The 11698-nt window shown below is 51.1% G+C and carries 10 protein-coding genes and 1 tRNA gene; 3 read left to right on the top strand and 8 right to left on the bottom strand.

Annotated features, from left to right (window positions below):
* From tmk to COO92_RS05205, 5 genes are all read right to left on the bottom strand, one after another.
* Complete coding sequence (gene tmk / locus COO92_RS05225) at window positions 1-657, bottom strand: dTMP kinase (protein WP_101300465.1); 657 nt, start codon at window positions 655-657, stop codon at window positions 1-3.
* Window positions 654-1736, bottom strand: coding sequence for a D-alanyl-D-alanine carboxypeptidase family protein (locus tag COO92_RS05220; protein ID WP_240626335.1), 1083 nt, complete (start codon window positions 1734-1736; stop codon window positions 654-656). The genes tmk and COO92_RS05220 overlap by 4 nt, the downstream gene beginning before the upstream one ends.
* Window positions 1737-2015: 279 nt before the next feature.
* Window positions 2016-3080, bottom strand: coding sequence for a septal ring lytic transglycosylase RlpA family protein (locus COO92_RS05215; protein ID WP_101300462.1), 1065 nt, complete (start codon window positions 3078-3080; stop codon window positions 2016-2018).
* 75 nt (window positions 3081-3155) lie between these two features.
* Window positions 3156-4160, bottom strand: a complete 1005-nt coding sequence (locus COO92_RS05210; RefSeq protein ID WP_101300461.1) for a lytic murein transglycosylase — start codon at window positions 4158-4160, stop codon at window positions 3156-3158.
* Window positions 4161-4180: 20 nt separating this feature from the next.
* The gene (locus COO92_RS05205; protein WP_165792282.1) at window positions 4181-4861 is read right to left on the bottom strand and encodes a YdcF family protein; all 681 of its coding nucleotides are present in this window, start codon (window positions 4859-4861) and stop codon (window positions 4181-4183) included.
* A gap of 304 nt (window positions 4862-5165) precedes the next feature.
* Between COO92_RS05205 and COO92_RS05200 the strand changes: the two genes are divergently transcribed.
* A tRNA-Ser gene (locus tag COO92_RS05200) sits at window positions 5166-5255 on the top strand.
* Window positions 5256-5363: 108 nt separating this feature from the next.
* Window positions 5364-5702, top strand: a complete 339-nt coding sequence (locus COO92_RS05195; protein WP_101300939.1) for a zinc ribbon domain-containing protein YjdM — start codon at window positions 5364-5366, stop codon at window positions 5700-5702.
* Window positions 5703-5791: 89 nt separating this feature from the next.
* On the opposite strand, the gene COO92_RS05190 is transcribed toward COO92_RS05195, so the two are convergent.
* Together COO92_RS05190 and COO92_RS05185 are read right to left on the bottom strand one after the other, a co-directional pair.
* The gene (locus tag COO92_RS05190; RefSeq protein ID WP_101300457.1) at window positions 5792-8032 is read right to left on the bottom strand and encodes a TRAP transporter permease; all 2241 of its coding nucleotides are present in this window, start codon (window positions 8030-8032) and stop codon (window positions 5792-5794) included.
* A gap of 113 nt (window positions 8033-8145) precedes the next feature.
* Window positions 8146-9120, bottom strand: a complete 975-nt coding sequence (locus COO92_RS05185; RefSeq protein WP_101300455.1) for a TAXI family TRAP transporter solute-binding subunit — start codon at window positions 9118-9120, stop codon at window positions 8146-8148.
* A 300-nt stretch (window positions 9121-9420) separates the two neighbouring features.
* On the opposite strand from COO92_RS05185, the gene COO92_RS05180 reads away from it, so the two are divergent.
* Complete coding sequence (locus COO92_RS05180) at window positions 9421-11367, top strand: methyl-accepting chemotaxis protein (RefSeq protein ID WP_101300454.1); 1947 nt, start codon at window positions 9421-9423, stop codon at window positions 11365-11367.
* On the opposite strand, the gene COO92_RS05175 is transcribed toward COO92_RS05180, so the two are convergent.
* On the bottom strand, window positions 11341-11670 hold the full coding sequence (locus tag COO92_RS05175; RefSeq protein ID WP_133125046.1) for a hypothetical protein: 330 nt from the start codon (window positions 11668-11670) through the stop codon (window positions 11341-11343). The genes COO92_RS05180 and COO92_RS05175 overlap by 27 nt on opposite strands.
* Between the last annotated feature and the right edge of the window lie 28 nt (window positions 11671-11698).

Below are 11698 nucleotides of genomic sequence, written 5' to 3'. Positions count from 1 at the left end.
TTAGCTCCCCTGCCTGGTTAGACCGTCTTTCACCGCGGAAATCATTCGTTCGGCGACAGTATCTATGTCACTGTTAGCATCAATCATGCGGCAGCGATCCGCATCAGTTTGCGAAATTTCCTTGAACCCGTCACGCAGGCGCTGATGAAATTCGACGCCCATGCGCTCAAACCGATCTTCGGCAGCGCTGACATTGGCAAACCGTGCCCCTGCCCGGTCAAGACCGACTTCAATTGGCAGATCAAAGATCAAGGTAAGATCCGGTTTGAAATCGCCAATGGCCAAAGCCCAGAGATTGCGGATGTACTCAGCCCCCAAGCCATGGCCATAGCCCTGATAGGCAACTGATGAGTCGGCAAATCGATCACACAGAACAACTTTACCATCGGCCAAGGCCGGTCGAATGGTGCGTTCAACATGATCACGGCGTGAAGCAAACATCAAAAAAGCTTCAGTCACGGCATCCCAGCGACCGGGATCGCCGGTGAGTAGCAGGTTACGGATTTCCTCAGCACCAGGTGACCCACCCGGTTCGCGGGTGACGACAACATCGCGTCCCTGATGGCGGAACCATTCTTCAAGACGCCGAATTTGAGTGGTTTTTCCGCTGCCTTCGCCGCCTTCAAAACTGATGAAAAGGCCGGGCTTTTCACTCACCCGTTTGCTCCCCACAGCAGATATTTGATCGCAGCCCCAATGCGGCCAATGAACCCAAGGCGGCCGACATCATGTGCGGCATAGAGCGGGAATTCACGGGTTTCCTGATCAGCCATTTCGACTTTCAACGACGCGACTTGTGCGCCCTTGGTAATCGGTGCGGGGATCGGTCCCTCGTAAACAACGGAAACTTTCATGTCATTACGCGCACTGCGTGGCAAGGTCAGAAGAATGTCCTTATCCGAAACAAGGTCAACCTTTGTTTCCGCACCAAGCCAGACATTGGCCGAACCAACTGTTTCGTCCTTGGCAAACAGATCGTAATTGTCAAACTCACGGAAACCCCAATCAAGAAGTTTCTGTGATTCGGTACGACGTTCACGCACCGACCCAAGGCCATTCACGACAAGGATCAAACGACGACCATCGCGTTCTGCCGAAGCCGTCAGGCCGTACCCCGCCGTTTCAGTATGGCCGGTCTTAAGGCCGTCAACACCAGCACTGGTCCCCAAAAGCGGGTTGCGGTTGGGCTGACGAATGCCGTTATAGGTAAATTCTTTCACTGAATAGAGTTTGTAGAGTTCAGGAAAGTTACGAATTGTATCGCGCGCCAGTGTAGCAAGGTCATGTACGGTGACAAGATGCCCTTCTGCCGGCCAGCCAGTCGCATTTTTAAACACCGACTTGGTCATGCCGATATTGCGGGCTTCTTCGGTCATTTCAGTGGCAAAGGCGTCTTCGGTCCCTGCCAGCCCTTCGGCGACGACAATGGCAGCATCATTTCCTGATTGAACGATAATCCCATGCAGCAGGTCGGAAACCGAAACGTCGGAGTTTACCTCCACAAACATCTTGGAGCCGCCCTTGCGCCAGGCTTTTTCACTGACGTGGAACGTATCATCCATCGATACACTGCCGTCCTTGATATGCTTAAACAGCATATGGACAGTCATCATTTTGGTCATGGAGGCCGGTTCGGTCAGCGTATCGCCTTCCTTGTCCAACAGAACAGTGCCGGTATCAAAGTCCATGATAAAAGCTTCGCGCGCGTTAGTCTCAAGGGCATAGGCGCTGGTCATTGACATCGCCATGATAGACCCAAGTATGGCAGCACCTGCCACTACTCGGTTCAGACGTTTCTTGAACGGAATTGGCGGCATCAAAGTCATAGCGTCCTAACCTTGTAAACTAGAATTCAGTGGTACCGGGCGACCGGCGTCTTCAAGCTGTTGCTTATGTCGCAAATCCGGCAAAATTGTGCAACAGTCTGAGAATTTTCTCATAAAACAAAAATCTGTTTGGTGCGTAGGTTTTTGACCATGTGACATTCGCAAACAGATCAAAAACATAAACGATGTCTAGCAAACCGAGCTTGATTTCGGAGCTCCACCAACGTTTTCTGCGCATTCGACCACAACTTTTGCACCGTTCTGGCCTGTCGCAATCACCCGTTCAAGCAGAATGTCTGCTTCGGGAACGGTATTAAGCGGCCCCAACCGAACGCGGTAAAATGTCGTCCCTTTAACCTCAATTGGCTCTATCTTGCTTGGCCCCATGTCATACAGGCGGTTGCGTAGATTAAGCGCATTGTCATAGATCGAAAAGGCACCTGCCTGAACATAAATTGCCGATGTCGTCACCGGCTCTACGCTGATGACGGCTGCTTCCTCGATTGTACCTTCAAGGGAGGTTTGTTCAACAGTGGCCTGCGTGCTTGGCGGCGTCAGGATAATTTTGGATGTGGTTGGTTCGCCGCTATCCGTAATCGGACCATCATCAAGACGCACTGTTTCCACAGTATCGCGTGGCGCCGCCGTGACAGTTTTCTGTTCGGCTGCTGATACTGCGACTGTTGGTGCGGCTTCGCCTTTTGCAACGGCTGCAATCTGCCTGCTGTCGAGTTCAACCACTTCTACAAGGACCTTAGCGGTGCCCTTTTTCTCAAACCCGAGCAATTGGGCCGCGCGGCGCGACATGTCGATGATCCGGCTGTGTGCGAATGGGCCGCGATCATTAACACGCACTTTTAGTGAACGCCCGTTTTCAAGATTGGTAACACGCACGATGCTTGGCAAAGGAAGGGTTCGGTGGGCAGCTGAAATTTCGTACTGGTCGAAAGTTTCGCCATTTGCCGTTTTCTTGCCATGGAATTTCGGTCCATACCAAGAAGCAATGCCCGTCTCGCTATACTCATAATCAACTGCTGGATAGTACCACTGCCCTGCAATTTCATAAGGGTTGCCAATTTTATAGTTCCCAACCTGAGTGGGCTGTGACTGACCACCCCCAAGGCGTTTTACCCCGTGAACGGCAAGCTGGGTTTCGGCACAACCTGAAAGCAGCACCCCCAAGGCAACAGCAGTGATACCAATGCGTCCTTTGGTAAACATCCGTCGAAACGCATTGTTATTCGTATCTGGCATCAAGGTGTCCCCGCTTAAAGATGCTCTGTTCTTTGCAACATCCGTTACTGAATATCACATAGCGTATGCTTGATCTTAGTACCCGGCGATTGCATCAGCCAAGGTGCCAACAGCAATTGCAAAGTATGTTGACCGGTTCCAATGCATGATGGTGTGGAAGTTGTTATAAACCATATAAGCAGGACCTTCACCGTCATTTACGATGATAATCGACGCATCCATGTCCGCTTTTGGAAGATCACTGCCATTTGGCATTCTCACGCCAACTTTTTGCCATTCGCTGATCGGTTTGCGAATGTCGCGTCCTTCAAGTTCCTTGTCGAAATCCTTGGGGAGCGAAATTTTACGTCCCCAACGTTCATCCGCTTTCCACCCAACTGTTGAAAGATAGTTCGCTGCAGAGGCAAAGACATCTTCCTTTGCGCCCCAGAGGTCAATCTTCCCGTCATCATTTCCATCACGGGCGTAGTTCAGGAAGGTCGATGGCATGAATTGGGCCTGCCCCATTGCACCGGCCCATGATCCGGTCATGTCCTCAGCCGCAATATGTCCGGCATCAATGATCGTCAGCGCATTCATAAGCTCTTTGCGGAAGTATTCCGCACGTCGGCCTTCGAACGCCAGAGTGGCAAGTGAATCGACCACCGAGTAACCACCCGTATGGCGGCCAAACCCGGTTTCAATTCCCCAGAACGCCGTCAAATATTGACCAGGCACGCCATATTTCTTGGCCGCGGCATCAATGACGGCGCGGTTCTCTGCATATTTCGCGCGACCTTCGTTAATACGTGATTGTGGCACGACGCGCTGAAGGTACTGCTCGAACGTCAGTTTGAATTCAGGCTGGCTGCGGTCATATTCAATGACCTTCGGGATCGGTTTGGTGTTGGCAAACGCGATTTCAAGCGTCGGATCTGAAATGCCCTTGGCAGCAGCTTCTTTTTTAAAGGCGACAAGCCAGTCTTCGAACCCTTCAGTGGTGAATTCCGGAAGCTTTTCGTCAGTCTGCGCAAAGGCAGGCGCGCTTGCGGTGATTACGGCAAGTGCGGAAGCGGCAGTCAGGAGTTTCCAGAATTTCATCAAAAGCCTCATCCAAGATATCAGTTACCAGCCTCCTTAGGCATCGGCCCAGGAAACCATTCATCTGTTCGCCCGGTCCAGTAATAGGCGGTCAATCCAGCCCATTCACGCAGACCATGGCTTAGGGATCTGATACCGCCTGAGACGTTAAGACTTGCTAAATGAAGGTCATCAGAAGTGAATCTTCCGACCGGATAGGCAATAATTTTCCATCCCGCTTGGCGGAAAACACCAACAGCGCGTGGCATATGATCCGCTGAAGTCACCAAGACCCAAGGCTTTTGTGATTTTTCCGGCCAACGGCCAAAGACCAATGTGCGCGTGTTCACAGCATTCTCATGTGTGTTACGTGCTTCGGTCTCAAAATACATGTTCGGGGTTCGCAGGCGCGAATCGCTTAGCCATTTCTGCAAGACTTCCGCTTCACTAAACCCACGATCAACCAAGACGCCGTCCTTTCCCGTAAAAATCACCGGTTTGTCAGGATGACGATGGGCAAGGCGCAACATCGTAAACACGCGGTCCGGGGCGCTTAAAAACTGCACATCGCCTCGATCTAGGTAGCTGGCGGGATCAATAGTGCCAGACAAGGTAATAACGCCAGCAAACTCGGTATGATCAAGGTCTGGCTTGGCAAAACGTGTTTCAAGCGTATGTGACAGAAATCCCCCAACGGGGATGATTGTGATCAAAACCGTCATGACGGTAATGCCAATCAACGACATAACGGCAAACCGGCGGGTTCGCTTCAGACATAGCAACAGCACAAGCAGCAACAGAATAACGCCATGGACCAATCCAATATCGATCAGGTAGCCAACGGTTTTGGATAAAAAATAAAACACGAGAAATCAGCCTAATGAAAGTCGATCCAGAGTTGCGGCCACCATACTGTATCGATGCTTTTTGACCAGCTTTTGATACAATACGCGATTGCCCTATTGACAGTAAGGCACTGCCAATTTATTGAAAGCGCCCAGAGCGATATGCTCCAACCGATTTTGCGGAGAGGTGGCAGAGCGGTTGAATGCAACGGTCTTGAAAACCGTCGTGCCTTTACGGGTACCGTGGGTTCGAATCCCACCCTCTCCGCCATTCCTTCCGGCTCAGATCAAATGTCTAAAAAGCCTTACAGGCCAAACAGCCTGAAAGATGCCGGGCTGTGTTCGCAGTAACGCAAACCACATCACAAAGGCCCAAGATATGAGCGAACTACCACCCTGCCCTAAATGCCAGTCAGCTTACACCTATGAAGATGGTGAATTGTTGATTTGTCCAGAATGCGCACATGAATGGTCTGAAAGCGGTGATGCGGCATCAGAAAATGTCATTCGCGATTCCAACGGCACTCCCCTTGCGGATGGCGATACCGTTTCTGTGATCAAGGACCTCAAGGTCAAGGGATCTTCGTCCGTTGTCAAAGTTGGCACCAAGGTGAAGAATATCCGCCTTGTCGGTGGCGATCATGATATCGATTGCAAAATACCGGGCATTGGGCAAATGGGCCTGAAATCAGAGTTTGTAAAAAAGGTCGCGGAATAACACTGCTTGATCATTACAGCCTTGATCGCCAAAGAAAAAGCGCACCAGATTTTGGTGCGCTTTTGTCGTTTAGGGTGGTGTGCAGAAGGTTAGTCCGCACCACCTGTTCGGAACGTCGTTCCCGGTTTTGGGTTAACGATCCGTTGGATGAAGAAGGTCGCAATGGCAATCCCAATACCGATCAGATCGGTCAGAATACCGCCTTCGATCATGAATAGGGCAGCTGCCACCAATGCAATACGCAGGAACCAGACCGCGGTTCGACCAAGGAACCAGCCCTGCACGCCAGAAGACAACAAGAACACGCCGGCAATGGCCGTTACCAGCGCCTGGCCTATCTGCAGATAGGTACCGTCCATCAAAATGGCGGAGTTATAGAAGAACATGAACGGCACGATAAAGGCAGCAATGCCGATCTTGAACGATGCCATTGATGTTTCCATCGGATTGGCGCCGGATATACCGGCGGCCGCATAAGACGCGAGTGCTACGGGCGGTGTAATTGCCGAAACAACCGCAAAGTAAAACACGAAGAAATGTGCCGTAAGCGGTTCAATTCCAAGCTCAATTAACCCTGGCGCAACCACAGATGCCGCAACCGCATACGCCGCCGTTGTTGGCATCCCCATGCCTAAAAGAATGGCAATCATCATCGCAAACACTAGCGCCAATAGCTGAGATGCTTCGGCCAAACCAAGCAGAAGGTTGGAGAACCGCGCGCCAACACCTGTCAGGGCGATAACCCCGACAATGATACCGGCACAGGCACAAACTGCGATGATCTGGATCGACATTGCCCCCGCCAGTTCGAATGCCTTGGCAACCGATTTAATGCCAACCCTGTGGGGGGTCAGCCAACTGACAACGACCGCTGCCACGGTAGCCAAAGTACCCGCACGAATGACCGAATAGCCCATGAAAAGGGCGATGATCAGGATGATGATCGGAAGGAAAAGAAATACCTTTTTGATCATTTGGTTAAAGCGCGGCAGTTCGTCTTCTCTCATGCCGCGCATACCAAGCTTGGCGGCTTCGAAATCGACCATGAAATAGATCGAAACGAAATAAAGGATGGCCGGAATAATTGCGGCAATCGCGATCTCGGTATAGGGAATGCCCGTGATCTCGGCCATGATGAAGGCACCTGCCCCCATGATCGGCGGCATGATCTGCCCGCCGGTCGAGGCCGCAGCCTCAATCGCACCAGCTGTTTTCTTGTGGTAACCCACCTTTTTCATTAACGGAATGGTCAACGACCCGGTCGCAACAACGTTGCCCGCCGACGTGCCATTGATCATGCCCATCAAACCCGATGCGAAAATCGCAACCTTTGCCGGGCCACCCCGTGCCCGCCCCGCAACCGAGAAGGCAAAGTTGACGAAATAATCGCCAACCTTTGATGCCTGAAGGAATGCTGCAAAGATGATGAACAGAATGATGTAAGTCGATGAAACGGCCGTTGTTGGACCAAGAATGCCGGCATCAGTGTAAACCTGACTAAAGAAACGCTGCCACGTGACAGCAGGTGATTGCAGGAATCCCGGCAGAAACTCGCCAATGAAGACGTAGCACAAAAAGATTGTTGCGATGATCACAAGTGCAAGGCCCGCAACCCGGCGTGTGAGCTCCATGATCAAAAGCGTCCCCGATACCGCCGCAATCGAAATACCGATTGGGGCAAACGGCGTGCCGGTAGAGTTGCGCATCAAGGTGCCGTAAATCGTAATCAAATAGAGTGCAACAGCCAGACCACAGACAGTCAGCACGAAATCTGGTGGGGAATATTTTTCGCGACTGGTTTTATGGAACCATGAAAGGACAATGCCCCCAACGGTCGCCACCATCAATGGCAGTCCAAACAGCCATGTTTCATTGAATTTAATGCCTGCATCAATGCCATTCCACATGACTCCATTGTCAATTTCAAAGGCAAAACTGACGGCGGTTCCAACGGCGACAAAGGCGGGTACGAGCAAGACGTAGGAAAGATACCCCAAAAGCGGCGTCTCGCTGCTGTTGTCTTCGACAAAACTGTTTGCCGAATACCACAGAAAACCAAGTGCTAAAGCACCTGCTACATGGACTATGCGGAAATTCCACGTTTCAAGTGGGAAATCGGGCAAGAATGCAAGATCAACCAGGCCGCCTGTCATACCTGACAAAGATACCCCATTCAGGGCAAGCATATGAAAGGCCGCATAGATCGCAGCGGCCAGGGTGATGAAGGTTAGTCCCCTGCCCTCAAAAAGACGGCGATTGCTTTCAACCGGTTCATCATCCACGCCTTCAGCGATGAGAGGTTCGTCTTCAACCTGGCTTTTTTCGGTCATCAGGTTTCCCCACACTCTTGGTTCATTGTTTTTTGGCCACTTTATGCGGCAATTGAAAAAAAGCGGGCCGCCATCCTTGGACGGCCCGCTTTATCGACATTCTCAGGCGTGATTTATTTGATCATGTCTGCGGGAATGTTCGCACCATTTTCGTTAAACCACTTCGCAGCACCCGGATGCCACTTCATGACTTTGTTTTTATCCCAGTTGGCAGGAACAGTCGAACGTGCCGCACGGTGAATTGAGACCATGCGATCATTGTCCGACATCACAACGTCGGTTGCGGCATAGACAAAGCTTTCCGGAAGATCGCAATTGGCAATTGCAAAGTTCCACATCGACACTGAACGTGCCGGTGCCGTCAGCGTGGTGTAGGTGTCTGCTGCAATATCAAATTCGGATACCGGGAAGGCATCCATGATCTTTTGCTGTTCATCAGCAGTGAACTCGATGATGTTAACATCGGTCTGGACTTCAAGCTGGCTCACGGCCGGAACCGGGACACCGGCTGCGAACGCGATTACGTCAAGCAATCCATCCTGAAGCTGGCCACCAAGGTCGGACCACCCACCATTACGACGCTCGAAATTAACACCCAGTTCTTCCAGCATCCGCGGGAAATAGGTGTCCGAGGTGGAGCCTGCTGGACCAAAACCAATTTTTGCACCATCCGGAATTTCGGCAACGGACTTAATCCCAGAAGACGAAAGTGCGGTGATCGAGAACGGTGTCTGATACATCGGGAACATTGCACATGCGTTGGTCATCTGAACGCCCGGTGCAATCGGGTTGGTGCCAGCAAGTGATTCTGCTGCTGGGCCCATTGTGGTCATGCCAAAGGCTGCTTCACCGGTGTGAACCAATGCCATGTTTTGCATCGGACCACCGGTGACTTCACCACCACCGGAAATGCCAAGCTCTTCGGCAACAAGGTTTGCCCAGCCAGAACCATATGCGAAAAACGTTCCGCCCTGAGAAGCGGTGCCGACAGTAAAGCTGTCAGGCCAACCTGCACGATCCTGTGCAACGGCTGCGGTGCTCCCGAACGCGAACGCGACAGCCATCCCTGCAAATAATGCGCGTTTCATTTATTTCCTCCGATTGACGGTAATTTTTAAGACTTTGCCCCCAAAGCCATTTCCTCATATGGGGAAACCAAAGGTTGAAGGCAATGCGCTACATTATCAATAGGTAAAACGCTTCATTTGAAAAGTGATGTCGATCTCTGCGCCCCTGATACTTTGGTCGTACGTCTCGTATTTCATAGGGAAATAAGAATACCGCATATTTTTCTTATGTAACTTTAAAATCAGCCAATTAGTGGCTTGCAAAGCCCTGTAATCGACCCAACCTGAAGAAGAATTGGCATTTTTAAAAGGTTTGGGGCCATGGGGTTGAATATTGGAAGTAGAATATTGCTGGCCGCAGCAATGATCGTCGTCGCGACGTTTGTCGCCTTTATCCTCTACTTCGACTATCAGCAGCGCAATTCAATCCAAGACGCTCTGCAGTCCAAGTTGACTGAAAGCGGTTCTCTGGCAACAGCGGGCATAGCCAACTGGCTTGATGGGCGAAGATTGCTGGTGGAAAGTCTGGCGAACAATATTGCACGTGACAGTTCACCTGAAAATGTTAGCGAACTCGCGAGTGGCGAAGCCCTTTCAGAATCCTTTATCTTTTCATATTTCGGCAGTGCCGATGGCATCATGACGATGTATCCATCCGAGGAATTGCCCGCAGATTATGATCCACGCAAGCGTCCATGGTATAGCGATGCCGTCGCGATTGGTGACAGCACATTGACTGAACCGTACGAGGATGCCTCAACGGGGCAATTGATCGTAACCGCAACAACACCGGTATTTGACGGCACGAGCCTGCTTGGCGTTGTTGGCGGTGATATTGACATCACAATCCTCGGCGACCTTGTGCGTAGCATCGATCTGGGCGGAATTGGCTACAGCTTCCTTGTTAACGATCAGGGGACAATTCTTATTCATCCCAATGCAGATTTTACGCTCAAACCCATCGAGGAAGTCTTTCCAACCGATACCCCGACGGTTACCGAGGGAATGGACAATGTTCTTAATGGTACCGGCGATCAGCTGTTCACATTCTTTAAGGTAAACGGGCTTCCGTCGGTTAAATGGTACCTTGGATTTGCTCTTGATAAAAATGCGGCCTATGCATCCTTAACCGAATTTCGCTACACCGGGATTATCACCGCGATTATTGCCGTCTTGGCGATCATGGGCCTTATGGGCATCCTAGTGCGTATTTGGGTTTCACGCCCGGTCTTGAGCATGACGTCTGCGATGACACGTCTGGCCAAAGGCGAACATGACATTGAAGTGCCAGGCACTGAACTTAAGGATGAAATCGGGGCAATGGCGGCTGCCGTTCTTGTGTTCAAAACCAATGCAGCAGAGGTTGACCGCCTTGCCCATGAAAATGAAGAAGCAACAAAACGGGCTGCAGAAGATCGAAGACAGGCCCTCAATCAGATGGCCGACAATTTCGAAAAATCTGTTCTTTCAATTGTTGAAACAGTGGCGGAAGCAGCCGAACACACGCAAAACGTAGCGACACAGCTAACGGCGAATGCCAATGAATCGAATACACGGGCATCTGCCGTGTCCGAAGCCGCCATTCGGACAAGTGAAAATGTTCAGGCCGTCGCGTCGGCGACAGAACAACTTTCTGCTGCCATCCGCGAGATTGCCGCACAGGTCACCCAGTCGATTGATGTTGCCAATGAAGCTGTGAACGGTGTTAGCAACACAAGTGCGACGGTAACGGAACTGGCCGAATCCGCCGAACGGATTGGCAAGGTGGTTGGTCTTATTCAAGACATTGCAGGTCAGACCAACCTTCTTGCGCTCAATGCAACCATTGAAGCAGCACGTGCGGGCGATGCTGGCAAGGGGTTCGCGGTTGTCGCGGGTGAGGTTAAATCACTTGCCAATCAAACCGATAAGGCAACCGGCGATATTCAGACACAGGTAGACGGCATTCAGGGATCATCCAATCGGTCTGTTTCCGAAATTGACTCCATTTCTGCAACGATTGGACGGATCAACGAATTCTGCAATGCCATCGCAGCTGCTGTCGAACAGCAAGGAGCGGCAACTCAGGAAATTGCCGATAGTGTGTCTCGCGCTGCATCGGGCACGCAGGAAGTATCGCAAAACGTTAGCGCCGTGTCGGCGGCATCGACCATGGTAAGTGAAGAAGCCAATTCCTTACTGCAATCTTCAAATGATATGCGGTCCCTAGCCCACCGGCTACGAGATGAGGTTCTCGGCTTCTTAAAATCGGTGCGCAGTAATCAGTGAATTCCCCTGATCCACGACGAAGCACTTTTTTGCAAACCCGGTTCCATCGAAAATGGGACCGGGTTTGTTGTAACCGAGGGCATTTTGCATGTTATGATCGTTTCGACGACAGTTTCCACCCGCAAAATTCAGCCATTCATCAGATAATCCAATATTTTTAAGTGGTTTTTTATTGCGTAAAAACACGTACTGATGCACGATTTTTGCGGGAAGATTGCGCAAAGTGCTTATAAAGCAGGCAAAGTCGTAGATTTCTTCATAAAACTGCAAAAACCAGTGGAAATACCTGCGACCGACAGGCAATTATTTACCCCACAAGGAACGCTACTGC

The sequence above is a fragment of the Thalassospira lohafexi genome (assembly GCF_002844275.1).
GTDB lineage: Bacteria > Pseudomonadota > Alphaproteobacteria > Rhodospirillales > Thalassospiraceae > Thalassospira > Thalassospira lohafexi.
The sequence above is the reverse complement of the archived record's forward strand: the minus strand, read 5'-3'. Positions and strand labels throughout refer to the sequence as shown.